The 22,473-nt window shown below is 55.3% G+C and carries 26 protein-coding genes and 1 tRNA gene; 7 read left to right on the top strand and 20 right to left on the bottom strand.

Translation table 11 applies throughout. The features are described from left to right. Window positions 1–93: 93 nt before the first annotated feature. A complete protein-coding gene (locus AC2FIT_RS07595; RefSeq protein ID WP_496828168.1) occupies window positions 94–699 on the top strand; it encodes a 2-hydroxychromene-2-carboxylate isomerase in 606 nt (201 codons plus the stop codon). On the opposite strand, the gene AC2FIT_RS07590 is transcribed toward AC2FIT_RS07595, so the two are convergent. Together AC2FIT_RS07590 and AC2FIT_RS07585 are read right to left on the bottom strand one after the other, a co-directional pair. After that, window positions 696–1,718: a phosphotransferase family protein gene (locus tag AC2FIT_RS07590; protein ID WP_496828166.1), complete on the bottom strand. Its 1,023-nt coding sequence runs from the start codon at window positions 1,716–1,718 to the stop codon at window positions 696–698. The two genes, AC2FIT_RS07595 and AC2FIT_RS07590, sit on opposite strands and share 4 nt — an antisense overlap. Before the next feature lie 15 nt (window positions 1,719–1,733). Next, complete coding sequence (locus tag AC2FIT_RS07585) at window positions 1,734–2,552, bottom strand: SDR family NAD(P)-dependent oxidoreductase (protein WP_496828164.1); 819 nt, start codon at window positions 2,550–2,552, stop codon at window positions 1,734–1,736. Between the two features lie 124 nt (window positions 2,553–2,676). On the opposite strand from AC2FIT_RS07585, the gene AC2FIT_RS07580 reads away from it, so the two are divergent. The 3 genes from AC2FIT_RS07580 to AC2FIT_RS07570 all read left to right on the top strand — a co-directional run bounded on the left by AC2FIT_RS07580 (window position 2,677) and on the right by AC2FIT_RS07570 (window position 4,984). Next, the gene (locus AC2FIT_RS07580; RefSeq protein ID WP_496828162.1) at window positions 2,677–3,690 is read left to right on the top strand and encodes an NADPH:quinone oxidoreductase family protein; all 1,014 of its coding nucleotides are present in this window, start codon (window positions 2,677–2,679) and stop codon (window positions 3,688–3,690) included. A 92-nt stretch (window positions 3,691–3,782) separates the two neighbouring features. After that, the gene (aroQ, locus tag AC2FIT_RS07575; protein WP_496828160.1) at window positions 3,783–4,232 is read left to right on the top strand and encodes a type II 3-dehydroquinate dehydratase; all 450 of its coding nucleotides are present in this window, start codon (window positions 3,783–3,785) and stop codon (window positions 4,230–4,232) included. Continuing rightward, window positions 4,229–4,984, top strand: coding sequence for a helix-turn-helix transcriptional regulator (locus AC2FIT_RS07570; protein ID WP_496828158.1), 756 nt, complete (start codon window positions 4,229–4,231; stop codon window positions 4,982–4,984). Before aroQ ends, AC2FIT_RS07570 begins: the two co-directional genes overlap by 4 nt. Before the next feature lie 374 nt (window positions 4,985–5,358). On the opposite strand, the gene tsf is transcribed toward AC2FIT_RS07570, so the two are convergent. The 5 genes from tsf to AC2FIT_RS07545 form a co-directional block, all read right to left on the bottom strand. Next, window positions 5,359–6,234, bottom strand: coding sequence for a translation elongation factor Ts (gene tsf / locus AC2FIT_RS07565; RefSeq protein WP_496828156.1), 876 nt, complete (start codon window positions 6,232–6,234; stop codon window positions 5,359–5,361). Window positions 6,235–6,311: 77 nt separating this feature from the next. Further along, window positions 6,312–7,112, bottom strand: a complete 801-nt coding sequence (gene rpsB / locus AC2FIT_RS07560) for a 30S ribosomal protein S2 (RefSeq protein WP_496828154.1) — start codon at window positions 7,110–7,112, stop codon at window positions 6,312–6,314. Window positions 7,113–7,278: 166 nt separating this feature from the next. Continuing rightward, window positions 7,279–8,133, bottom strand: a complete 855-nt coding sequence (gene olsA / locus AC2FIT_RS07555; RefSeq protein ID WP_496828152.1) for a lyso-ornithine lipid O-acyltransferase — start codon at window positions 8,131–8,133, stop codon at window positions 7,279–7,281. Next, on the bottom strand, window positions 8,108–8,875 hold the full coding sequence (gene olsB, locus AC2FIT_RS07550) for an L-ornithine N(alpha)-acyltransferase (protein WP_496828150.1): 768 nt from the start codon (window positions 8,873–8,875) through the stop codon (window positions 8,108–8,110). Before olsB ends, olsA begins: the two co-directional genes overlap by 26 nt. 98 nt (window positions 8,876–8,973) lie before the next feature. After that, entirely contained in the window at window positions 8,974–9,156 is a 183-nt protein-coding gene (locus tag AC2FIT_RS07545) for a DUF3553 domain-containing protein (protein ID WP_010440107.1), read from the bottom strand. A gap of 42 nt (window positions 9,157–9,198) precedes the next feature. On the opposite strand from AC2FIT_RS07545, the gene AC2FIT_RS07540 reads away from it, so the two are divergent. After that, entirely contained in the window at window positions 9,199–9,795 is a 597-nt protein-coding gene (locus tag AC2FIT_RS07540) for a histidine phosphotransferase family protein (RefSeq protein ID WP_496828148.1), read from the top strand. Here AC2FIT_RS07540 and AC2FIT_RS07535 read toward each other — a convergent pair. From AC2FIT_RS07535 to AC2FIT_RS07500, 8 genes are all read right to left on the bottom strand, one after another. Continuing rightward, entirely contained in the window at window positions 9,792–11,054 is a 1,263-nt protein-coding gene (locus AC2FIT_RS07535; RefSeq protein WP_496828371.1) for a glutamate-5-semialdehyde dehydrogenase, read from the bottom strand. The two genes, AC2FIT_RS07540 and AC2FIT_RS07535, sit on opposite strands and share 4 nt — an antisense overlap. A 46-nt stretch (window positions 11,055–11,100) precedes the next feature. Beyond that, window positions 11,101–12,207 carry a glutamate 5-kinase gene (gene proB, locus AC2FIT_RS07530; protein WP_496828146.1) on the bottom strand — a complete coding sequence of 369 codons (1,107 nt, stop codon included), beginning with the start codon at window positions 12,205–12,207 and terminating at the stop codon, window positions 11,101–11,103. Beyond that, window positions 12,195–13,229, bottom strand: coding sequence for a GTPase ObgE (gene obgE / locus AC2FIT_RS07525; RefSeq protein WP_496828144.1), 1,035 nt, complete (start codon window positions 13,227–13,229; stop codon window positions 12,195–12,197). Before obgE ends, proB begins: the two co-directional genes overlap by 13 nt. A gap of 37 nt (window positions 13,230–13,266) precedes the next feature. Beyond that, window positions 13,267–13,803 carry a GNAT family N-acetyltransferase gene (locus AC2FIT_RS07520; RefSeq protein ID WP_496828142.1) on the bottom strand — a complete coding sequence of 179 codons (537 nt, stop codon included), beginning with the start codon at window positions 13,801–13,803 and terminating at the stop codon, window positions 13,267–13,269. A gap of 248 nt (window positions 13,804–14,051) precedes the next feature. Beyond that, on the bottom strand, window positions 14,052–14,321 hold the full coding sequence (gene rpmA / locus AC2FIT_RS07515; RefSeq protein WP_010440093.1) for a 50S ribosomal protein L27: 270 nt from the start codon (window positions 14,319–14,321) through the stop codon (window positions 14,052–14,054). Window positions 14,322–14,332: 11 nt separating this feature from the next. After that, on the bottom strand, window positions 14,333–14,944 hold the full coding sequence (locus tag AC2FIT_RS07510; protein ID WP_496828140.1) for a 50S ribosomal protein L21: 612 nt from the start codon (window positions 14,942–14,944) through the stop codon (window positions 14,333–14,335). Window positions 14,945–15,151: 207 nt separating this feature from the next. Next, window positions 15,152–15,952: a DUF2059 domain-containing protein gene (locus AC2FIT_RS07505; protein WP_496828138.1), complete on the bottom strand. Its 801-nt coding sequence runs from the start codon at window positions 15,950–15,952 to the stop codon at window positions 15,152–15,154. After that, window positions 15,952–16,794, bottom strand: coding sequence for a DUF2059 domain-containing protein (locus AC2FIT_RS07500; protein ID WP_496828136.1), 843 nt, complete (start codon window positions 16,792–16,794; stop codon window positions 15,952–15,954). The genes AC2FIT_RS07505 and AC2FIT_RS07500 overlap by 1 nt, the downstream gene beginning before the upstream one ends. Before the next feature lie 123 nt (window positions 16,795–16,917). On the opposite strand from AC2FIT_RS07500, the gene AC2FIT_RS07495 reads away from it, so the two are divergent. Continuing rightward, window positions 16,918–17,007 (top strand) — tRNA-Ser (locus tag AC2FIT_RS07495). 173 nt (window positions 17,008–17,180) lie between these two features. On the opposite strand, the gene AC2FIT_RS07490 is transcribed toward AC2FIT_RS07495, so the two are convergent. The 5 genes from AC2FIT_RS07490 to AC2FIT_RS07470 form a co-directional block, all read right to left on the bottom strand. After that, window positions 17,181–18,800: a recombinase family protein gene (locus AC2FIT_RS07490; protein WP_496828134.1), complete on the bottom strand. Its 1,620-nt coding sequence runs from the start codon at window positions 18,798–18,800 to the stop codon at window positions 17,181–17,183. Beyond that, window positions 18,797–19,231, bottom strand: coding sequence for a DUF2924 domain-containing protein (locus AC2FIT_RS07485; RefSeq protein ID WP_496828132.1), 435 nt, complete (start codon window positions 19,229–19,231; stop codon window positions 18,797–18,799). Before AC2FIT_RS07485 ends, AC2FIT_RS07490 begins: the two co-directional genes overlap by 4 nt. Beyond that, window positions 19,228–19,491 (bottom strand): DUF3489 domain-containing protein, encoded by a 264-nt coding sequence (locus tag AC2FIT_RS07480; protein ID WP_496828130.1) that lies wholly within the window; start codon window positions 19,489–19,491, stop codon window positions 19,228–19,230. Before AC2FIT_RS07480 ends, AC2FIT_RS07485 begins: the two co-directional genes overlap by 4 nt. 432 nt (window positions 19,492–19,923) lie before the next feature. Next, window positions 19,924–20,607 (bottom strand): AIM24 family protein, encoded by a 684-nt coding sequence (locus AC2FIT_RS07475; protein WP_496828128.1) that lies wholly within the window; start codon window positions 20,605–20,607, stop codon window positions 19,924–19,926. Window position 20,608: 1 nt separating this feature from the next. Beyond that, window positions 20,609–21,418 (bottom strand): bestrophin-like domain, encoded by an 810-nt coding sequence (locus AC2FIT_RS07470; RefSeq protein WP_496828126.1) that lies wholly within the window; start codon window positions 21,416–21,418, stop codon window positions 20,609–20,611. 48 nt (window positions 21,419–21,466) lie between these two features. Here AC2FIT_RS07470 and AC2FIT_RS07465 point away from each other — a divergent pair, with 48 nt between their 5' ends. Next, window positions 21,467–22,411 carry a TAXI family TRAP transporter solute-binding subunit gene (locus AC2FIT_RS07465; RefSeq protein ID WP_496828124.1) on the top strand — a complete coding sequence of 315 codons (945 nt, stop codon included), beginning with the start codon at window positions 21,467–21,469 and terminating at the stop codon, window positions 22,409–22,411. The last annotated feature ends 62 nt before the right edge of the window (window positions 22,412–22,473 follow it).

Below are 22,473 nucleotides of genomic sequence, written 5' to 3'. Positions count from 1 at the left end.
CGAAGATTCAGCAGCCTGTTACACTCGGTTTGTAGCGGTTTCGCTTGTCACGAGTTGGAGCAGTAAAAATTGTCGCCATTTCGGAGGAGCATCATGACGCAGCATATCGATTTCGTGTATGATTTCTGTAGCCCCAACGCCTTTCTCGCGTACAAAACCCTGCCCGACGTTGCAGACAGGCATGGTGCTCGGGTGACCTACGCGCCGGTTCTGCTTTCGATAGTTTTCAAGGTTACCAACAACCAAAACCCGTTCCAGGCGTTTTCGGAAAATCGCCAAAAAACGGCGTATCTGAGCCACGATCTTCATCGGTTTGCGCGCATGCGCGGTTTAGGCTTTCACATGAGCCCTCACTTTCCAGTCAATACCAAGCTGGCCATGCGGGGTGCCGTTTTTGCCTCCGGTAAATCGTGGGAGAACAAATATATAAAGGCAGTATTTGAAGCAATTAGGGTGCACGGTCAGAAGGTTGACGATTTGGGTGTCCTGTCCGAAATTCTGCAAGAAAACGAACTGCCCGTGCGCAAGATACGCGAGGCAATGTTCAGTTCTGAGATCAAGCAGCACCTGAAGGATCAGACGAAAGCAGGGGTCAAGCGCGGCGTTTTTGGCGTGCCAAGTATGTTTGTCGGGTCCGAGATGTTTTTCGGGAAAAACAGCATGGCAGATTTGGCGTTGGAGCTATCGAAAACATCCTAGTGTTCTAACGCTTGCAGCCCATGCTTTGCGAACATCGGAACATATGACCCCAAGATCTTGGCGCGTTCTGGGTCAGAGGCATTACCATCTTCCGCGCGTTTAAAAACGCCTTGCAAAATGCTGCCCATACGAAAGAAATTGAAGGCAAGGTAAAAGCCAAAATTCTCAATTTCCGGCAAACGACGGCGCTGACAATATTGGTCGATAAAAGCCTGATCGGACGGCAAGCCTAGACTGGCGCGATCAATGCCGGCAAGCCCTCGACCCTCGGTGCCTGGTGGCATGCGCCACTGCATGATCACGGCTGCTAAATCGGCATAGGGATGCCCGATGGTTGAAAGTTCCCAATCCAACACGCCAATGCAGCGGGTTCCATCTTTTTCGAACATCAAGTTGTCGATCCGGTAGTCGCCGTGAACCAGTGTTCGTTGACCATCGTCCTGTGGCACCGAACCTTCAAGCGCGTCAATCAGGGCGTCCATCTCGGGGATATGAGTCGTTTCCGAAGCGCGGTACTGCTTAATCCAGCGCGTAATCTGACGCTCAAAGTAATTGCCGGGTGGTCCAAAATCGGACAGACCTACAGCCGCGATATCCACGTCGTGCAAATCGGCCAGGACACGATTCATTTCATCCAGAACTGCGGTGCGTGTTTCGTTGCTTTCGCCGCGCATTGTGGGTTCAAGAAATATCCGACCGTCAAGATGCTCCATCACGTAAAAATCCGAACCGATGACAGTTTTGTCTTCACACAGCAGGTACATCTTAGGCACAGGAACAGCAGTGTTGGCCAAGGCAGTCTGAACGCGAAACTCCCTGTCGACTGCATGAGCGGATTTAAGAAGTGTTCCCGGTGGCTTGCGTCGTAAAACGTATGTGCTTTTTGGGGTCGTCAAAAGGAAAGTCGGGTTCGACTGTCCTATTTCGAATTTGGTCGCTTCAATCGGCCCTTGATACCCGGGTAGATGGCGACTGAGATAGGTGTCAACCGCTGACAGATCCATTTGTGTACTGTTCATCTTTCACCTTCGTAATCACATGGCTTCGGCGAAGATATTGCCGGCTGTTTCTACGTTGATACCACCGGACACCGGAATAACCGCCCCGGTAACATAGCTGCCTCCTCGTCCGCACAGAAATAACATGCAGCCCGCAATATCCTCATCGCGTCCGACGCGCCCCAATGGCACCGTACTTCCCACCCGCTCTCGGGTCTCTTCGTCGGCGGTGGCAAAGGCGGTCATCTTTGAAACGAATGGTCCGGGTGCCAGAGCGTTTACGGTGATATGATGGGGCGAGAACTCTTTCGCCATGATTTTAGTCAGGTGCAGAACGGCCGCTTTTGAGGCTGCGTAACTATAGGCACCATCCCCCATTGGTACCTCTCCCATCACAGAGCCGACGTTCACGATGCGTGCCGGATCATCGGCCGAGCCCGATTTCATCAGCGTCGGAAGTAGTTTCTGCGTTAGCTCGAATAGCCCGGCCACATTTACGGACATCACATTGTCCCACGCATCATATGGGAACTGACCCATCGGGGCACCCCATGTCACGCCTGCATTATTCATAAGAATATCAAGATTTTCCGTCCGCTTGCTTACCTCAGATACGAGCGCGCCGACCCCGCTTTGCGTTGCGACATCACCGCCAAATCCTTCCGCGTGGCCCGAGGCGCCCAGTGCGTTCAGTTCAGAAGCAACCGCCTCGCAGGCCTCGACCTTGCGCGACGCAATCAGTACCCGCGCTCCCGCCCGCACCAGTGCCTCGGCCGCCATTCGGCCAATACCGGTCGCTCCTCCGGTGACAAGCGCTGTTTTGCCCTGCAATGAGAATAGCGTTTCAGGGGTCATGGTCTGCTCCTTGGTATTTGGATCGCTACCAGGCAGTTTGTCGTGGAAACCTTTGATTTCTTGACAACACCTGCTGTGACGACAAAGTTCGTTCTGACTGAATAACATGGACAACAGGGCGAATATGCAAGCTTTACTCAGCGTCGTACCAGGAGGTCCTGAAACTTTGGAGTTGAAGACCCTGCCCGATCCTACACCGGGTAAGGGGGAGCTTCTGGTTGGTATCAGGGCGGCAGGCGTGAACTTCCCGGATACATTGATCATAAAAGACCTCTATCAGATCAAGCCGCCGCGCCCTTTTTCACCGGGTGGAGAAATTGCGGGAGAAGTCCTGGCAATTGGTGAGGGCGTGACTGGTTTCACAATCGGAGACCGCGTTTTGGCGCTTACCGTTTATGGTGGGTTTGCCACGCACGTGACACTCCCCGCAGCAACAGCCGTTAAATTTCCGGAAACAATGTCCTTTGAAGATGCCGCTTGTTTCGTTTTTACATACGGTACGTCCTATCACGCCTTGAAAGACCGTGCTGCCTTGCAGTCTGGCGAAACACTTCTGGTGCTTGGTGCCGCCGGAGGGGTTGGCTCGGCAGCGATCGAGTTGGGCAAAGCGATGGGTGCACGGGTTATTGCGGCAGTATCCTCAGAGGACAAAGCTGCTTTTTGTCGAAACCTTGGCGCGGATGAAGCGATTATCTATGCAAATGAAATGGACAAGTCGGCGCAAAAGGCATTTTCGTCTGAAATCAAGGCTCTGGCGGGGCCTTCGGGCGTGAATGTAGTTTATGACGCCGTGGGGGGTGACTACGCCGAACCTGCGTTGCGCAGTATGGGTTGGGCCGGGCGATATCTGGTGGTTGGTTTCCCGGCCGGAATTCCCAGAATCCCGCTGAATCTGCCCCTTCTGAAAAGCTGTCAGATCGTCGGCGTTTTTTGGGGAGCCTCTGTCTTGCGCGACCCCAAAGGCCATGCTGAAAACGTAAAAGATTTGTTTCGGTTATATGTCGAAGCTCGTATAAAACCAAAGATTAGCGCTAGATTTCCACTAAATCGCGCGCCCGAAGCGTTGGCCCATCTCTCTAGCCGATCGGCGTTTGGGAAGATCGTAGTCATCATGCCCGACCAGTCGGAGCATGACTGAAACAGAATGTCATACTCGCCGTAAGCGAGAATTTGGCGGTGGACACTACCACCCATCCGCGTCTAAGAACCTGTAATGGGGACAGTGAAGTAATGCTAAAAACCTTGATTTTAAACGGCCCAAATCTGAATCTTTTAGGAACTAGGCAGCCCGAGGTTTACGGAAGCACAACGCTTGAGATGGTTGAAGACCTTTGTAGAACCCATGGATCTTCAATTGGTTTTGAGGTGACTTGTTTTCAATCCAACCTCGAAGGCGCGTTGATTGACGCCATTCATTCCGCGAAGGGCCAACAGGACGGGCTCATTCTGAACGCCGGCGCGTATACGCATACATCGATCGCCTTGATGGATGCGATTGCATCGGTCGAGCTGCCGGTGGTTGAGGTACATTTGTCAAACATCCACGCGCGCGAAGATTTTCGGCATGTGTCCTATATTGCGAAGGTTGCGATTGGACAGATTTGTGGCTTTGGCCCGCAAGGATACACGTTGGCTCTGGATGCTCTGTCCGCACATCTGAAAAACAGGCAAGCTCAATGAAACTGAGCGAATACCTGCACTTTCTGAGCTATACTAAAACCCTGGAAGAGCTTTGGGATGCCCATTGCCGTCAGATGGCGAAGTTCGGGTTCGATAGGCTAATTTATGGCCACACACAGTTTCGAACGGAAACCTCGCTGGGCGACCCCGAGGATTTCCTGGTTCTTACCAACCATGAAAAATCATATTTGGATGGGTTCCTGCGCGACGGGCGTTACTTTCATGCCCCCATGCTGAAGTGGGCGCTGAACAACGAAGGTGCAGCAAGTTGGAGTATGGCGCAGGAAATGGCAGCCAAAGGAAAGCTGACAAAAGAAGAGCTGGACGTTCTCAACTTCAACAGAATGCATGGTGTGTCATTTGGATATACGGTCAGTTTCACATCGGTGTCGATGCGGTCTAAGGGGGCAATTTCATTGTCCGCGGGTGAGGCAAACTCTCAGAAAGAGGTTGATGCGCTTTGGAAAGATTGCGGTGACGATATCTTGTTGATGAACAATGTCGCGCACCTGAAGATCCTTACCCTGCCCTATCACGCGCCGAACCGGGCCCTGACCAAGCGTCAGCGCGAAGCTTTGCAATGGGTCGGAGACGGAAAAACCACCCAGGATATCGCTTTACTGATGGGTCTGACCTCTGCGACGGTTGAGAAACATCTGAGGCTGGCGCGCGAGGCACTTTCAGTGGAAACAACGGCCCAAGCTGTACTGAAGGCTTCATTGCAAAATCAGATGTTCATTATGGAGGTGTAGACTGGATTTTGACGCCTTATTGCGTCAATTTACCTTAGGTAAGGAAATCATTACTTTCCGAATCTTGGCTATTAGTTGCAAAGTGATATCGTTCCGTGAGTGGTGGCTTTAGCCAGGGAACATTTGGTTGGATCTTTGCAATACCAAGGCGCTCCATCCGCTCTGACAACCAGGCGTCTATTTGTACGCGTCTGTGTGTCGGAATTTTGAGGGGCCCCGACCATCCCCATCTTGCGGGGTCCCTCAATTACCCCGCAAAAAAAGGGCGCCTTCGCGCCCTTTTCTATTTCTAGCGTCTTCGCCTGAAGTGACCCCCGCAGTACGCGGCTGGTTTTTTGAGTGCGCCCAGAATTTATTCATCTGGGCACATTCACTTAACCTTGGGCGGCCTTTGCGACTTCGGCTGCGAAGTCTTCTTTTTCGACAACGATGCCTTCGCCAACTTCCAGACGGATAAAGCCAGTGATGGTGGCGCCTGCCTCTTTTGCCGCTGCTTCAACGGTCAGGTCAGGGTTCACGACGAATTGCTGGTTCAGCAGAGTGGATTCGGCGACGAATTTCTTCATGCGTCCTTCGATCATCTTCTCGATCACCTGCTCCGGCTTTCCGGATTCGCGGGCGATGTCCATCTGAACCTGCTTTTCTTTCTCGACAACTGCCGGGTCCATGTCCGCCTCGGACAGAGCGGCCGGGTTCACAGCCGCAATGTGCATTGCAACCTGCTTGCCGATCGCTTCGTCGCCACCGGTCAGGGCAACCAGAACGCCGATTTTACCCATACCATTGGTCGCCGCGTTATGGACGTAAGACACGACGGTGTCGCCCGACAGTTTCGCCATACGGCGCACCGACATGTTCTCGCCGATGGTGGCGATCTTGTCGGTCAGGGTGTCGGCAACGCTTTTGCTGCCCAGATCAGCTGCCAGCAGCGCCTCGACATTGTCGACGTTTTTGGCAGCGGAGGCGATCTTGCCAACCATTTCCTGGAACTCGGCGTTCTTCGCAACGAAGTCGGTTTCCGAATTCACTTCGACCGCGACACCGTTGCCACCGTCGACATGGACAGCAACCAGACCTTCTGCTGCAGTACGGCCTGATTTCTTGGCCGCTTTAGCCAGACCTTTGGTGCGCAGCCAGTCAACGGCTTCGTCCATGTTGCCGCCGGTTTCAGTCAGCGCCTTTTTTGCGTCCATCATGCCTGCGCCGGTCGAGTCGCGCAGTTCTTTAACCATTGCTGCTGTGATTGCCATCTCTTGGCTCTCCTCAATTCAAACGGATTTGGGGCAGGTCGTACCCTGCCCCATATGTCATTTACGTGACGGGCAGCTTACGCTTCGGCTTTGGCTTCCGGAGCGGCTTCATCCGCCGGGGCTTCGTCAGCAACGGCTTCTTCAACCGGAGCTTCTTCGAATGCTCCAAGGTCAACGCCTGCTGCACCCATCTGAGCGGTCATGCCGTCCAGAGCGGCGCGCGAGGCCAGATCGCAGTACAATGAGATTGCGCGGGCTGCGTCGTCGTTGCCTGGAATGATATAGTCAACACCGTCGGGCGAGCAGTTGGTGTCAACTACAGCCACAACCGGGATACCCAACTTGTTGGCTTCGGCAATGGCCAGTGCTTCTTTCTTGACGTCGATGACGAACAGCAGGTCGGGAACGCCGCCCATTTCACGGATACCGCCCAGCGACGCCTGTAGCTTGGCTTGGTCACGTTCCATGCCCAAACGCTCTTTCTTGGTCAGACCTTCGGCGCCTGATTCCATGGCTTCGTCAATCTGGTTCAGACGGTTGATCGACTGTGAAACGGTTTTCCAGTTGGTCAGAGTGCCGCCCAGCCAGCGGTGGTTCATGTAATACTGAGCCGACTTTTCAGCTGCTTCGGCGATCGGGCCGGCGGCCTGACGCTTGGTACCAACGAACAGAACGCGGCCACCTTTTGCGACGGTGTCACGAACGGCCTGCAGAGCCTGATCCAGCATCGGAACGGTTTGGGTAAGGTCCATGATGTGGATACCATTGCGCGAGCCGTAGATGAACGGGCCCATGCGGGGATTCCAACGCTGTGTCTGGTGACCAAAGTGAACGCCAGCTTCCAACAGCTGACGCATGGAGAACTCGGGAAGAGCCATGCTATTTTCCTTTTCCGGTTTACGCCTTGGCAGGGGTGAAAGAAGCGGATGCTCCAACCGGCGGTCTTGATGAGGATGTCTCCCTCAAGAAGCCCAAACCCCGCCTGCGGGTTTGAATGGCGCGCGTATAAGGTAGGATTGAACGTTGCGCAAGGGGTATTCACCCTTATTTTTCAAGCCGTGCCAAGCTATGAGCGTGGCGCACCGCCTCTTCACAATGCGCGGCCAGTGCTTTGCGGTCTTCAAAGTCGCTAACCTTGGCCGGGGCGTGATAAATCAGCTCAACAACACCCTGTCGGCGCGCGCCCAGCGTTTTGATCAGATGTGGACCAAAATCCATCTCGCCCCACCAGCCATAGAACCTTTCTGGCTGGCCTTTGGGCGCGTGGAATACAACCGACACCGGCTGGACGTACATGAACTCTCGCAACTCATCTGCGAAGAACGCGGCAAAGAGCGTTGTTTTAAAAGGTAAAACGCGCAAACCATCTGTGGACGTCCCTTCCGGGAAAAACAGAAGTTTGTGGCCAGCCTTCAGGCGGGCTTCAAAGACTTTGGTTTGTTCCTTTGCCTTCTTTCGGTCGCGCACAATGAAGACCGTTCCGGTCGCGCGGGCCAACCAACCGATAACGGGCCATTTTGCAACCTCGGCTTTTGAAACGAAGTACACGCGTTTCTTGGCATTCAATGCGAAGATGTCCAACCAACTTGTGTGGTTGGCCACCACAGCCCCGCGCTGCTGCATCAATTCGCCGGATGTCATAAAACCGATACCCAGAATCCGGAACGCGTTGCGACAGACGAATTGCGGGATGAACGGAGTGATCGGACGGCGCACGCCAAACAGCGGGTACTCGAACAGGCGAATGAGGACAAGAACGGCCAGTCCACCGAACACCAGCAAAGCCAAAGGCACGCCACGTAAGACAACCAAAACCCAGCCCACCGGGCCAAGGTCAACCGATTCTGGCGCATCCTCGCTGTTCCAGATCGGCTCACTCACTGCGTTGGACCCCGCCATAGATGCGCCTTTGACGTGAGTTCATGCGGGCAGTGTCGAGGATCAGACAAACATCCGTTGTGTTGAATGCTTGGTCGATAAAGGCACCCTCACCAACGAACCCCCCAAGCCGCAGGTAGGCCTTGATAAGAGCCGGTACCTGCACCATTGCGGCCCGACGATCCAGATCTTGCGGCGCGACAAGATCCATTGATTCAAACTGTCCCGGTTGCGCCCTTACCCGAAGATCCGGGGGCGCCAGGTGGTTGTGATACAACATCGATAAGGGCTGCGCCAATTTCTGAACGTCGGTTCCATGAAAGCTGGCGACACCGAATAAAACCTCGATCTTGCGCTCGTTGACATAGGCCGCAAGCCCGTTCCAAAGATGGTACATTGCCGTGCCGCCGCGATAGTCGGGGTGCAGGCATGACCGTCCCAACTCCAACAGCTTCCGTCCACTTTGCTTGAGGACGCTAAGATCGTATTCGTCTTCTGAATAAAACTGCCCAAGTTTTGCAGCACATTCGCCGGGTAACAACCTGTAAACGCCGATAACTTCGCCCGTCAGGTTGTCAATCGCCAGCATGTGGTCAAAGTAAGGATCGAACTTGTCCTGCTCTAACCTGGCCTCGTGATCGACCATTTCTCCGCCACCGCCAAGTTCACGAACAAAAACGTCATATCGCAACCGCTGAGCCGCACGTAACTCGGCCTTGGTTTCCGCTAGTCTGACCGTAAAGGAAGAGCCCGCATCCGGCATTGGTGGTTCCGTTTTTGTTTGCGCGCTGATACCGCAATTTTCAGGGGTATGGCAACATAAGCAGATATGCGAGAAAGTTAACCTTTCCTAAACCAGTTTCACGGATCAAAGACTGGCATCAGGGCGATACGCGTTCCGTCAATCACCACTTTCCCTTGTTCGCGGAAGTTTACGGTGATTTTTCCACCGATGTTGGACTGTACCTGTCCAACGCCCCAATCGGGGAAATCGGGGTGGCGAACATACATGCCCGGTGCAAGAATGGCATTCAGGTCTGTCATCAGGGGCTCCCGGTCCGGCGGCAGATGCATCAGGAGGTACGCATGAGTGACACCACAGTCAACCTGGCGGAATTGATCGGTTCCAGAATATGTCACGATCTGATCAGCCCAATTGGCGCGATCACAAATGGGCTGGAACTGCTTGAGATGGTTGGTTCGATTCATGGCCCCGAGATGGAGTTGATCTCGGGCAGTGTTGGCAGTGCAGGCGCGCGCATACGGTTTTTTCGGGTCGCATTCGGTTCGGCCGGTAATCATCCGCTGGGGCGCGCCGAAGTATCAGAGTTGCTGAAGGATATCGAACGCGCAGGGCGCTTGCGCGTGAATTGGCACCTGACCGATGCAACTCCGCGCAACCAGGTCAAACTGGTCTTCCTCGCCTTGATGTGCTGCGAAAGCGCAATGCCGTTTGGCGGCGAGGTCACAGTGGAAAAAGTGGGTGAAGGTTGGACGATAACCGGTTCTGCTGACAAACTGAATGTAGAGGCGGACCTGTGGAAAAACCTGACGACGGGGCGGTTCGCAAACAAGCTAACGCCAGCGCGGGTGCAATTTCTTCTTCTGCCTGAGACTGCCGCGTCAATGGGGCGGCGGGTGGTGGCCGAAACCACCTCAACCCGTTTGGAAATCCGGTTTTAGGACCGTGTCGTTCCGTCTCCGCGAACAAGATATTTGAAGCTGGTCAACTGCGCAGCACCCACCGGACCGCGCGCATGCATCTTTCCTGTTGCGATCCCGATCTCGGCGCCCATACCAAATTCGCCACCATCGGCGAACTGCGTCGATGTGTTGTGCATCAGGATCGCACTGTCCAGCCGCTCAAAGAACCGTGCGGCGGCGTCTGCGTCTTCTGTCATGATACAGTCGGTGTGGTTTGAGCCATATTGACGGATATGGGCAATGGCCGCGTCGATATCGGTCACGGGTTTAGCAGCGATGATACTGTCGAGGTATTCTTTGCCCCAATCCTCATCGTTGGCAGCAACCGTTCCATCGATGGCCAGATCGCCCTCGGCATGCACTTCTACACCTGCAGCTTGCAAAGCGGCGATGACGTCCCTGCCCAGCGTTTCAGCCACGTCTTCGTGGATCAACAGACACTCCGCTGCACCGCAGATACCCGTACGCCGGGTTTTAGCGTTTAGAACGACATCCAGTGTTTTCTTAGGATCAGCAGCTTTGTCGATGTAGATATGCACAATGCCCTCAAGGTGGGCAAAGACGGGCACGCGGGCTTCTTGCTGAACCAGGCCAACCAGTCCCTTGCCCCCGCGCGGTACGATGACGTCAACGTAATCCGTTAAGGTTAGAAGCTCCTGAACGGCGGCACGGTCCCGGGTTGGGACTAACTGGATGGCGTCTTCGGGCAGATTGGCGGCTTTTAACCCGTCAACGAGACAGGCGTGAATAGCGCCTGAGGAATAAAAGCTTTCCGACCCGCCCCGCAGTATCACCGCGTTGCCGGATTTCAGGCACAGCGCACCTGCGTCCGCAGTGACATTTGGACGGCTTTCATAGATCACACCAATCACGCCTAAAGGAGTGCGCACGCGCTGGATGTTCAGGCCCGACGGCATATCCCACTCCGTAAGCACTTCGCCTACAGGGTCAGCCTGATCAGCGACAGTGCGAAGCCCGTCAACCATGCCCTGAATGCGGGTCTCGTCCAGCATCAAGCGATCCATCATAGCCGGGCTCAGCCCCTTTTCGCGCCCGAACTCAAGGTCTTTCTTGTTTGCCGCGATGATGTCGGCCCGGTTGGCCCAAACCGCATCCGCGGCAGCGACAAGCGCTGCGTGCTTACGTTCGGCGTTGGCAAAGGCCAATTCGGACGAGGCCGCCTTTGCGCGTTTTCCGAGATCGGCCATCAGTGTGGGAATGCTGTCCAAATCCTTCATCTCATGTGCCCTTCGATCATGTGCGTAGTGTTTCTTCATGGCGCTTCTACAGCGCCAAATCGTCTCGGTGGATCAGGACCGCCCGTCCTGGATAACCAAGAATGGCCTCAATTTCCGAAGACTTGCGCCCTTTAATTGCGTCGGCTTCTTGCGCGGTGTATCGGCTGAGACCTTGCGCCAAGCGGCGGGCTACCGGATCCAGAATAGCCACCGGATCACCGCGGCCAAAATCTCCGGTCACTTCAACGATGCCAGCGGGAAGCAGACTTTTCCCATTGCCAAGCGCGCGGGCGGCACCGGCGTCAACCACGATTTCACCGCGTGGCTTCATCGCAGAAATCCAGCGTTTCCGCGCCGCATGCGGGTCCAAGGTCGCCGTGAACCACGTGCAATTTGCCCCATTCTCAAGCGTCTTCAAGGGGTTCAGAGGCGATCCTTCAGTAATTGCCATATCACATCCCGCAGCCGTCGCCATCTTGGCCGCCAACAGCTTGGTCTTCATCCCGCCTTTGGACAAGCCTGATCCGGCATCCCCCGCCATGTTTTCAATCTCAGAGGTGATTTCTTCGATCACGTCGAAACGCGTGGCCGTGGCGTCATCATTCGGATTTCCAGTATAGAATCCGTCCACGTCCGACAACAGGATGAGCTGATCCGCGCCCACCGTGACCGCGATCTGCGCCGCCAACCGGTCATTGTCACCATAGCGGATCTCATCGGTCGCCACCGTGTCGTTTTCGTTAACAATCGGAACGACGCCCAAGCTGAGCAATGTTTCCAGCGTCGCGCGAGAGTTCAGGTATCTGCGACGGTCGGTGCTATCTTCGAGCGTGACCAGAACTTGCCCGGTCTTAATCTTATGTGGCGTCAGCGCCTCTTCATAAGCGCGCGCTAGCCGGATTTGTCCAACAGCAGCCGCGGCCTGAGATTTTTCGAGCGCCAATGTTTCCATCGGCAAACCCAGCACCCCGCGCCCTAGGGCAATTGAGCCGGATGAAACCAGAATGACATCCGTACTCTGCCCCTTTAGCCAAGCCACGTCCTTTGCCAATGAATGCAGCCACTCCGACCGCAACAAACCCGAGCTCCGATCCACCAGCAAAGCAGACCCGATTTTGACCACCAGTCGTTTGGCAGAGGTCAGGGTTGCCACGTCCTCGCCTCCTCAGCGGGCTTTTGCCGTAAGCGGTTCTCGTCAATCTGTGCCCGTAATGCGCGCAGTACGTCGGTTACACCCAGATGGGCCACACCTGACATGGTCATCACCGGGCCGCCCACCGCCTCTTCCAATTCAGTTTTGGCAAGATCGCGTTCTTCGCTGTCCAGCGCGTCGACCTTGTTCAGTACCGTAATCCGGGGCTTTTCGGCTAATTCACCGCCATAGGCCTCAAGCTCGTTAATGATTGTTCGGTAGTCTTCGGCAACCGTTTCGGACGTTCCATCAACAAGATGTAGCAGAACGGCGCAGCGTTCGACGTGGCCAAGAAACCGATCGCCGATACCCCTGCCCTCATGCGCGCCTTCGATCAGGCCGGGGATGTCGGCCACCACGAATTCGACATTGTCGACACCGACGACGCCGAGGTTGGGGTGCAGGGTGGTGAACGGATAATCGGCAATCTTCGGGCGTGCGTTCGAAGTGGCGGCTAGAAAGGTCGACTTGCCCGCGTTGGGCATGCCAAGAAGACCCACATCGGCAATCAGTTTCAGCCGCAGCCAGATCGTGCGCTCGACTCCAGCCTGCCCCGGATTGGCCCTACGCGGCGCCTGGTTGGTAGAGGACTTAAAGTGCAGGTTGCCAAAGCCGCCATTTCCACCTTGGGCCAGCAGAAACCTCTGGCCCACTTCTGTTAGATCGCAGATAACCGTTTCTTCGTCCTCGTCCAGAATTTCGGTGCCGACAGGCACGCGCAGAACGATGTCATCACCATCCTTGCCCGTGCGCTGTTGCCCGCGACCCGGCTGGCCGTTTTTGGCGAAGAAATGCTGCTGATAGCGGAAGTCGATCAGGGTATTCAGCCCATCCACGACCTCAACCCAGACCGAGCCACCTTTTCCGCCGTCCCCGCCATCGGGTCCGCCGTATTCGATGTATTTTTCGCGTCGGAAGCTGACGCAGCCGCTACCACCGGCCCCGGACCGGATGTAGACCTTTGCAAGATCGAGAAATTTCATGACTGTCCCCTACTGCAAAGGCCCCATCGGCCACAAGTCAGAGTTTTTTACTATACGTCCACGTGGGCACATTTGCATCGCGCGCCACGGAATAGCTTTCGGCATCGCCAAGATACTGGAACCCGCAATGGGTCAGCACACGGGCCGAGGCCGGATTATCCTGAAACACACTGGCGAACATGGTCGCATTCCCCAACGGATTTGCGTTGACCAACGTCTCCACTGCGAGCGACGCAATGCCCGTGTTCCAATAAAGCGGGGCCACCCAATAACCCACTTCGGTCTGATTGCGATCCAACCGCGTCAACGAAATCAGGCCGATCAGCTCAGGCCCGTCATCCTTGGTCGCGTCCATGGCCCAAACATCTTCTTCCCGGTCTTCAGCCATCGCGCGGGTGACAAAGGCCTCGCTCGACCCCGGCGGTAAAGGATGCGGGATCGACGTTGTCATGCGCGCCACGCGCTCATCACCGGCGTAATGTTCGATGAGACCCATATCCGACCGACGCAACGGGCGAAGGTCGAACCGTTCGGTTTCTATGACCGGTTGGTTAATGATTGTCTCCAGCTTCATCTGTGCGTTCCTCCTCCGAACACAACGTAAATTCTGACGCGACTCTAAATCTTATATGCGCCAACATTGGATATCCGTTCCCCGGCGATCATTAGCAGCGCGTGTAACCGGGCCGTTTAAACGGACAGGTATGTAGCTTGCTGAACAGGTCATCGGGGCGATTCATCAAAACTGCGTTAAAACGAGAAAAGGGACCGGCATCTTCTGCCGGTCCCCCATGAATTTTCAAAAACCTTCTGGGTTTCGGCTTACTCTGCGGCCTCCGCCACTGGCAGGACCGAAATAAAGGTGCGGTTCTTTAGTCCCTTGTGGAACTTCACGGCGCCATCAACAGTTGCAAAGATGGTATGATCTTTGCCCATGCCTACGCCTTCACCCGGCCAGAACTTAGTGCCGCGCTGACGTACGATGATGTTGCCTGCGATAGCCGCCTGACCACCATACAGTTTCACGCCAAGGCGACGACCTGCTGAGTCGCGACCGTTACGGGAGGAACCGCCAGCTTTTTTATGTGCCATTCTCTCTCTCCTTAGCCTTGAGCCAGTTCTTTGGCCTGCTCAACCCATTCGGGTTTCACTTTGATGGTGTCGATAGCAGCAATCTGGTCGTCCGACAAGGCGGCCAGAGCGGCAAAGCTCTCGATACCGGCCTCATTCAGCTTTTTGGCAGCGGCAGGACCGACACCGTTCAACAGAGTCAGATCGTCAGCGGCAGCAGCGACGGGTGCCTCTGCTTTGGCGTCTGCTTTCTTGGCAGGCTTTGCAGCAGGTGCCGCTTCGCCAGCCGGAGCAGACCCGGTTGCAGCTTTGATGCCCGACTTGTCAGCGCCCGACGACAGGATGTCGGTGATTTTGACCAGTGTCAGCTTCTGACGGTGGCCAACGGTACGCTTCGAGCTGTGCTTACGACGGCGCTTGACGAACTTGATGACCTTGTCACCTTTGATCTGTTCGATCACTTCGGCCTGAACGCCTGCGCCTTCAACGAAAGGTGCACCAACAACCGGGGCGTCGCCGCCCAGCATGAGAACATCGTTGAATTGAACTTTTTCACCTGCGTCGGCAGCCAGTTTTTCAACACGGAGCATATCGCCCGCCTGAACCTTGTACTGCTTGCCGCCAGTCTTGAGGACCGCAAACATGCGTCTTTCCTTTTTCAAACCGCGTTCTGTGGTCCCCGGCTGGGTGTTTTGGCTTTCGCCACCTCGAACAGCGCGCCCTTTTCGGGCTGTGTGAAGACCCAGGGGAAAGCCCGTTGGGTCAATAATAACGAGACCCGGCGCGGAGAAACCGGCCGGGATGCGCGCTTATCCATATTGTAGGAAGGAAAGTCAACAAAAAATGCGGGCCTAAAGATCTGATCCTTTGAGTACCTGTGCGACCGCCTCACCCAACTGAAAATAGATCGCATCGAACATCTGATCAAAGCTCTCAAAAAGGGCTGTATTGACGGCCTTTCCCGTCTCGGTCCGCGAAAACGCGATATTCTCGCGCATCTGGGCGTCGCTCAGCGGTTTGTAGGCCAACAGGAAAAAGGAATAAAGCCAGGTGCGGGTTTCTTCGGTGGTACTGTCCTTTTGTTCAAGAAGCTGCGTCAGCAGTTCCGCTTCGTTCTGACCTGCACCAATGCTCAGTCCGCGGAAAAAATTGTAGTCTGCGCTGATCGAATTTTGAACGTTCTCTTCGATCAGATTGTTGACTTGAATGTACTCATCCACCAGCCGATACAGATCCGCGTCACGGTCCGCGTTTTTGTAGTTATCCTGCGCCATCTCTTCGATCGTTTCGTCCGACAACGCCACACGGGCCGATAGTTCGAGTGACACAAGGGTCTGACCAAGCTCGCTTTCGAAGAACAGGATTGCTTGGTCCAGCTGTTTGTCAGAAAGCGTTTCATCAAACACCTCTTCGACATACAGGCGCATTTTGTCGGCGTCATAAATCCGGGCAACCTGATCAAGAAAGACCGGACCGCCCTTATTGTCCAGAAACGTTTCTTGCAGGTTTTGCCCCAGTATTTCACCTTCGTCGCGTAGGATGTCGATGACTTCGTCCAGTTGTAAAGCGTGCAACAACCGGTCAACTCTTTCCTCCGCCTGCAGCGGAAAGGCTGATACAAAAAATGTCAGTACGACCGCAATCAGGCGCATCAGATATCCTGAGCGGGATGTAAGTCCGCCATCCTCGCAGCGAGATCTTCGAATTTCATCGCCATAATCTCATACTGAACGGCGTTGAGCAGCTCATAGACTTCTTGCATCAATGGCTGCTCCAGGGCGTCAGCATATGCGACAACATCCGCGTCAGAAAAATCCTGATAGGTGTAGGCTGCTCCTGCAAGCGCAGACATCTGCAACGCTTGGCGCATGCCGGTTTCGTTCTGTCGCATCATTTCGCGTAGTTCATCTGCGCTCAATTGCAGATCGATTACGCCCGAAGCACTTGCGGCCAGCAGAAACCGCAATTGGATTTCCTGCAGTGCGCGCAGGGCTGTCCCGCTGGAATCAATTGCCGTGTTCATGCGTTTGAGGTTTTCAACCCGGCTTGAACCCTCTTTGATAAGATTGGCTACGATTTCCTGCCCCTCTTGTTGCTTGGCGTCTTCGTCCTCGCGCAAGTGGGACGCGTTTTCCGCCTCGACCAACCGCTGACCCAAATCCGAAGCATAAAACTCAACCGCATGGTTCAGCGCCTCATCTCTCAGCGTTTGTTCCAAAATCGATACGGCAGTTTCATGCATACCTTCGATGTTGAACACGTCTTCGGTAAGCCGCTTCCAATCGGAACCGAACCCGTCGGGGTCGATTCCCAGCATCTGTGGCGCTGATGCGGACGACAAAGCAATGCTCTCCAAAGCTACGTCAAACCCCGTTGTGGTCAGAAACGCTTCTATCCTGTCGCGTCCGGCGGCGAAGGTCTGCGCCGGCAACAAGGCGGACGTCAGAAGTATGAACGAAGTAATCAGGGCGGTGCGGCGAAGCAGATAGGTCATACCACAGAGCCTAGGTGATTTAATCCCTGTGGCAATGGAAAATCCCGTGATGATGAGATTCGGGAATTTTCTGCTTGCACCCCTGCGCGTTCCTCACTAAATCCCCCCCTCACAGACCCCCGCGGAGAGGTGCCGGAGTGGTCGAACGGGGCGGTCTCGAAAACCGTTGTGGGTGCAAGCCCACCCAGGGTTCGAATCCCTGTCTCTCCGCCACAAAGCCCCGTCTCAGTTGTGCACTTTTGCTTGAGCCAACTTTCTCCCGTATTTCCGGGGACTAACGGGACATCGTGCATCCAGAGACTGTTATTTGGCGCGGCATATGGGCCGTTTTCTCTAAAAGTCTCAGAGACCGGTTTCCAGAGTGGACTTAGCGATGCTGGTAAGGATCAGATTTGCGCGAGGATGCGCTCCTGCTCGGCCCAGGGCATGGGCAGGCCGTGACGTCGGAGCCAGTTGATTGTCAGCGCGGATGGCTGGCGACCTTCAAGAATGGCCCGGACGAGCTTGGGCGCGAGGAAGGCAAAGGACAGCATCTCGCCGAGATATTTGACGGTGATGCCGTCGCGGGCGGCGATGGAGGCGAGATCGTCCCCGTTGCAAAGGGCAGACCGCCATTGCTCTGCCCGCGCGATATTGGCGATCAGGATGTCATCTTTGGCGGGTTGGTTGGTGCCGATGATCAACCGGCTTTCCACGCCACGACGACGTTGGCTGAAGGGACGGCCGAACGACAAAACCTCTGATGCGATGCAGTTCGGCGCTATCGAGAGCAGATCGGCAACCTTGCCCGCATACAAATCGACTCTGAGCAAGCCGTTACCAAGCCGCACCGTGTCGACGCAATCCAGCACGCCATCGCCAAGGGCCTCGACATGGCTTCGAAGCCGCGCGATCGACCCTGCATCGGCTACACCAATGTTCCCGCGTTCGACACTTGTGATCAGGTGCTCTCGAACGGCGCGCCCGAGGTTGCGTTCCAGCCGGTCCGCCGGAAGTCGCCAACCGAGGCCGGCGTCGCCTCCACCCCCGGCGATAAGACGTCTGGAGATGTAGTACCGGTATCGCTTGCTAGCCTTCGAGGCATGCGAGGGTGTCAGTCGATCGCCGGTCTCGTCGAAGAGTTTGCCCGCCAGCGGTGAGGGATGGGTGGCTGCAGGTTTGCTTCGTGGCTTGGCCGACTTGTCCATCAGTTGGGCCTGGATAGTATCAAACCGCGTTGGGTCTATGATCGGGTCATGCTGGCCCTCGTGGACAAGGTCCTTGTGACGAATGCGCCCGGCATAAACCGGGTTGGAAAGAACATGATGAATCTGTCCTCGGCCCATGATCGACCCGCCGCGTTTCGTGCTATCTCGCCCCGCTCGACGTTTCGACCTGAGCCCAAGCTTGGCCGCCTGCCTTGTGACCGCCGTGACCGTTCCAAGCTGTTCATAGAGATCAAAGAGGGTTCTGACAGTTTCGGCTTCCTCAGGCACGATGCGCAGTGTCCTGTTCTCAGCCTCGTAGCCGAGCGGCACATTGCCGCCCATCCAGAGGCCCTTCGCCTTTGAGGCCGCGATTTTGTCTCGGATGCGCTCGGCCGTCACCTCACGTTCGAACTGGGCGAATGAGAGAAGAACGTTCAGCGTGAGACGCCCCATGCTGGTGGCTGTATTGAAGGACTGGGTGACCGAGACGAACGACGCCCCTGCCCCGTCAAGCCGCTCAACTAGCTTGGCAAAGTCAGTCAGAGACCGTGTCAGACGGTCGATCTTGTAGACAACAATCCGATTGACGCGCCCGGCCTCGACATCGTCCATGAGGCGTTGCAGTGCGAGACGGTCGAGATGACTGCCTGAGATGCCGCCATCATCGTAGCGCTCTTTCACCAATACCCAGCCCTCGTGTCGCTGGCTGGCAACATAGGACGCACAGGCCTCGTATTGTGCATCCAGCGAGTTGAAGTCCTGGTCCAGTCCCTCCTCGCTCGACTTGCGGGTATAGATGGCGCAGCGGGTTCTGCTCATGCCGAGCGCTTTCCTGTCAGCCCAAAGAACCGCGGCCCTGACCAGGCGGTGCCCGTGATCCGCTTCGCAATGGCCGATAACGAGGCATAGGTTGTACCATCTAGCACATAACCGGTTTCGGTGACTTCGACTCGGTAGGTCCGCCCATTCCAATCCCGAACGAGGTACGTGCCGGGGGATGCGACACCGGCATCCCTGCCCGCCTTCCCAGTTGCGACGGCCCGGAGCGTTCTGCGCTCCTGCGCTGTCAGGCCGCCAAGGGTGCGCGCTTGTGTCTCATAAGCCAGGAGCCGCCGTAGGGTCTCTGCCCGCAAGCGCGGCGGCACGGTGATCCCTGCCAGAGCCGCAAGCGCTTCTGCGCAGGCCGCGCGATCCATCGCCGCGATCTCCTCAAGGCGCTCCGGAAGAGCTTCAATGTCCACTGCTGTCATGACCCGCTGTCGATCCGGTAGGTGGGTGTCCGGACGCTCCGGTCGAGCGTCACGACCGCGCCCGCCTTACGCAGCCGTGAGATCGCGGCCCGCACCGTGTGCGGCTGCCAGCCAAGCCCATTCTCCAGCTGCTTCTGCGTCGCGCCCTTCGGGCGGCGCAGCATCGCTTCGAGGCGCGCAGACTTCGGTAGCTTCGCCGCAGCGCCTGTTCTCCTGGCGCTTCTCGGCTCGATGCTTGCGGTTGGTTGTTGGTCACTCATCTCGGTCTCCTTCGGTTCAGGGCACCGGACCATTCCAGCGCCTGTACCGACAAAAGCCCGGAGGTCCGGGCGGAGACCCGCGGCACATGTGCGCCGCGACACGGACACTGACGCTCGAACGCCGCGCGAAGTCCAGTGGAGAATGCCAATTTCAACACTGAAGGCGGCTACTTCGGCGCATCCCAACCGGCGCTAACCTCGAAACAGCGGCCGTTGGTACCCGACGCGGCGAATGTCTGCTCCGAGCCCAGAGCCGCCGGATTGAAGTCGCGGCTTTCGCTGATGCGGCAACAAAATCGACCAAAGCAAACAATTGCATCGCAGCAAGGAAAGCGGACCTTCGTCGTTGGTGCAGGGAAATCTATGGAGCCTACGACTGAGTTGCGGACTTTACCGACGTTCTCGATTTCGCTTAAATTTTTTGAGGTCTAGTCACTCAAACAGTGTTGACCTAATGCTCTCACCTTCGGTCATTCGACTATGAAGGTACTCATTCCAGTAGGGTGTCCAAGAAACAAGCGCCTTGCCTGTGCCCTCGTACAACCTGAGCCTTTGCTGGCCGGATATTAGGTTTCGGGGGAAGCTGGCTGGTCGAACCGACCTAAATTTCAGACCAGATGTACGACCTAGAACAAGGCGGCCTTGAACCTTTAATTCTCCGTTTGTAACGTGGACTTCCTCAACTGGCCCCGGGGCGTTAATCGCGACCTTACCCTTGCCACTTACCGTCGTTTTCCACGCGAAAAAACCATCTCCTGCCCAAAAGCTGGACATAAACGGATCACGGTGCAGACCTAAATCGACCGAAGCCTCGCTAGCCCAATATTCTCCCGGCTCAAGGATCCAGGTCTCGCCCAATTCGACGTCAAAAACGTGGAACCCCGCAACGGAGGGCTGCAGCAGTATAGACCCTGTGCCGGAATAGAATGGTCTTACCCGCGACTCACGTGCGAAAAAACTCCGGAACACATCGCCTAAAGCTGGCAGTGTTGGTGTGAAAGATATTGAACCTGAGAAGTTGGACAGAGCGCCCCTGGCCGCGCGTACGGTTTCATCATGCATATCGATCCGAACCTGCCGCATTCCCTCTATGTTTCGAACTTGAAAGTCAGCCATGTCAGAAGCGTTCTCCTTCAGGTTCGTCCCAGATCATTGCTCTGGCCCACAAAGTTTCGAATGGCTCCGGTGGAAGTGCGGCTTCGCCGCGCAGAGGGCGGTCGAGTGTGGTTATGACGAACAGGATAACACCCAGAAACAGTGCTGTAATGCTACCCAGCACGATATGTTGCAGTATGCGAATGCGCAGTATTGTCATCAGAAGGATACTGATCCCAGCCCCTACCAATACAGCTTGCCATAAGACAATGGGGATGGCGGTCACCACGCCCGCCAGACGCCGTTGCCTTGCATCCGCAAAATCATGAAACGACGAAATGACCTCTGTGTGAACAATCCTCTCGCCAGCCGTCTGCGGTTCGAACGTTGCCAAATTGCGCCGGATAGCTTCCGCGCGGCCATATCCGCCATCCAGAATTTCACCTTTTCTGTGGGCGGGCCATTCCTTGTAAATGGTAAAGAGCGTGTAATCTCGGAGCTGCCATTTTACATCGCTCCTGAATGGTTCCGGGTAGACGTTTAGCTGTGCGTACAGCGATCCCAGACTTGTTGCCTCATTTAAGATGCTTTCTTTGACGCGTTCAGAGTTCTGGTATGCTGCAACAGTAAGAAGGCCGAGCAACAATCCATAAAACAAGCTGAACCCTGACGTGACGTAGTTAATTGACGCATTAAAATTCGGACCCGTCCCGAGAAGTATTCTGAGTACCGGCTTGATAACAAATAATCCAACCAAGACCGCAAAAAGCGATACAATAACAAACCATATCGCCAGAGAGTTTGTTGGGATGTCATACACAAATTCAGGCATGGTGATCGTAGTCCGCTATGTCGGAAAGAGCGAGTATGGATCGGTAAAATGAAAAAGTACTTACAGAGCATCTTAGTCATACTTTGTCTTTGTTGTCAGCAACACGCAGCTGCACAACCGGTCACTTTATTCAGCATAGGCTCCGGCGACATATCGGGAAATTACTATCCAGTTGCCCAGTCTCTCTGCGAAGCTTTCAACCGGTTTGACGACTCCCGACGCCGGTGCAGCCCCGAGCCATCGACGGGCTCAATCTACAATCTAAAGGCATTGCGCGACGGCGCTTTGGAGTTTGCAATCGTTCAGTCGGATTGGCAAAGCGCCGCTTTCAGTGGAACTGGCCCATTTAAAGGCTTGCCGCCAATGAACGACCTAAGGGTTGTAACTGCGTTGTTCCCAGAGACCGTCACTATACTCGTTTCGCAGGAATCCGATATTTCAAGCGCAGTTGATCTATTGGGAAAAACCGTCGACATAGGCCGCCCTGCTTCAGGGAGGAATGCTACGGTAAAACACTTGATGGACGCGCTTGATTTCTCTTTGGATGAATTCGGAGATTTACAGGAACTACGCCCAGCGGCCGCGGTAGATGAACTTTGCGAGGGTACAATCGACGCGACAATTCTGGTCGTGGGACATCCCAGTGCGTTGGTTACAGATGCTATTCAGCGATGTGGAGCAAGGATCGTTAGCTTTGATGGACCGGTAATACGCGAGCTACTTGACCAAGGCGCCACATATCAAAGGGCCTTTATTGATCTCTCGCTGTATGGAACACCTAACAAGAAAGTCCCAAGCCTGTCTGTTGTTGCAACATTGGTCACACGAACAATCGTGGATGATGAGCTGGTTGAAGACTTTTTGTCGGCAATTGAGTCAACCGCACTGCAATTGAGCGATGATTTGCCAGTATTGAGAGACCTGCCCGAAACACTTGGCTTGAGGACGCCATTGGGGGTTCCTTTTCATGACGCCGGTGATAGCGACCGCTAGGCTAAGCCCCGAGTGTGATCCTAATTAGTTGTTAACTCCTTTAGGGAACCATCAATGCTTGC

The sequence above is a fragment of the Ruegeria sp. YTSA135 genome (assembly GCF_059610165.1).
Note: the sequence above shows the minus strand (reverse complement) of the source record. Positions and strands in the feature narration are given on the sequence as shown.

What these genes read in the sequence shown, in the direction of transcription:
- AC2FIT_RS07595 (WP_496828168.1), top strand. Translation starts at nt 94, where the DNA reads ATGACGCAGCATATCGATTTCGTGTATGATTTCTGTAGCCCCAACGCC.
- AC2FIT_RS07590 (WP_496828166.1), bottom strand. Translation starts at nt 1,718, where the DNA reads ATGAACAGTACACAAATGGATCTGTCAGCGGTTGACACCTATCTCAGT.
- AC2FIT_RS07585 (WP_496828164.1), bottom strand. Translation starts at nt 2,552, where the DNA reads ATGACCCCTGAAACGCTATTCTCATTGCAGGGCAAAACAGCGCTTGTC.
- AC2FIT_RS07580 (WP_496828162.1), top strand. Translation starts at nt 2,677, where the DNA reads ATGCAAGCTTTACTCAGCGTCGTACCAGGAGGTCCTGAAACTTTGGAG.
- aroQ (WP_496828160.1), top strand. Translation starts at nt 3,783, where the DNA reads ATGCTAAAAACCTTGATTTTAAACGGCCCAAATCTGAATCTTTTAGGA.
- AC2FIT_RS07570 (WP_496828158.1), top strand. Translation starts at nt 4,229, where the DNA reads ATGAAACTGAGCGAATACCTGCACTTTCTGAGCTATACTAAAACCCTG.
- tsf (WP_496828156.1), bottom strand. Translation starts at nt 6,234, where the DNA reads ATGGCAATCACAGCAGCAATGGTTAAAGAACTGCGCGACTCGACCGGC.
- rpsB (WP_496828154.1), bottom strand. Translation starts at nt 7,112, where the DNA reads ATGGCTCTTCCCGAGTTCTCCATGCGTCAGCTGTTGGAAGCTGGCGTT.
- olsA (WP_496828152.1), bottom strand. Translation starts at nt 8,133, where the DNA reads ATGGCGGGGTCCAACGCAGTGAGTGAGCCGATCTGGAACAGCGAGGAT.
- olsB (WP_496828150.1), bottom strand. Translation starts at nt 8,875, where the DNA reads ATGCCGGATGCGGGCTCTTCCTTTACGGTCAGACTAGCGGAAACCAAG.
- AC2FIT_RS07545 (WP_010440107.1), bottom strand. Translation starts at nt 9,156, where the DNA reads ATGACAGACCTGAATGCCATTCTTGCACCGGGCATGTATGTTCGCCAC.
- AC2FIT_RS07540 (WP_496828148.1), top strand. Translation starts at nt 9,199, where the DNA reads ATGAGTGACACCACAGTCAACCTGGCGGAATTGATCGGTTCCAGAATA.
- AC2FIT_RS07535 (WP_496828371.1), bottom strand. Translation starts at nt 11,054, where the DNA reads ATGAAGGATTTGGACAGCATTCCCACACTGATGGCCGATCTCGGAAAA.
- obgE (WP_496828144.1), bottom strand. Translation starts at nt 13,229, where the DNA reads ATGAAATTTCTCGATCTTGCAAAGGTCTACATCCGGTCCGGGGCCGGT.
- AC2FIT_RS07520 (WP_496828142.1), bottom strand. Translation starts at nt 13,803, where the DNA reads ATGAAGCTGGAGACAATCATTAACCAACCGGTCATAGAAACCGAACGG.
- rpmA (WP_010440093.1), bottom strand. Translation starts at nt 14,321, where the DNA reads ATGGCACATAAAAAAGCTGGCGGTTCCTCCCGTAACGGTCGCGACTCA.
- AC2FIT_RS07510 (WP_496828140.1), bottom strand. Translation starts at nt 14,944, where the DNA reads ATGTTTGCGGTCCTCAAGACTGGCGGCAAGCAGTACAAGGTTCAGGCG.
- AC2FIT_RS07505 (WP_496828138.1), bottom strand. Translation starts at nt 15,952, where the DNA reads ATGCGCCTGATTGCGGTCGTACTGACATTTTTTGTATCAGCCTTTCCG.
- AC2FIT_RS07500 (WP_496828136.1), bottom strand. Translation starts at nt 16,794, where the DNA reads ATGACCTATCTGCTTCGCCGCACCGCCCTGATTACTTCGTTCATACTT.
- AC2FIT_RS07490 (WP_496828134.1), bottom strand. Translation starts at nt 18,800, where the DNA reads ATGAGCAGAACCCGCTGCGCCATCTATACCCGCAAGTCGAGCGAGGAG.
- AC2FIT_RS07485 (WP_496828132.1), bottom strand. Translation starts at nt 19,231, where the DNA reads ATGACAGCAGTGGACATTGAAGCTCTTCCGGAGCGCCTTGAGGAGATC.
- AC2FIT_RS07480 (WP_496828130.1), bottom strand. Translation starts at nt 19,491, where the DNA reads ATGAGTGACCAACAACCAACCGCAAGCATCGAGCCGAGAAGCGCCAGG.
- AC2FIT_RS07475 (WP_496828128.1), bottom strand. Translation starts at nt 20,607, where the DNA reads ATGGCTGACTTTCAAGTTCGAAACATAGAGGGAATGCGGCAGGTTCGG.
- AC2FIT_RS07470 (WP_496828126.1), bottom strand. Translation starts at nt 21,418, where the DNA reads ATGCCTGAATTTGTGTATGACATCCCAACAAACTCTCTGGCGATATGG.
- AC2FIT_RS07465 (WP_496828124.1), top strand. Translation starts at nt 21,467, where the DNA reads ATGAAAAAGTACTTACAGAGCATCTTAGTCATACTTTGTCTTTGTTGT.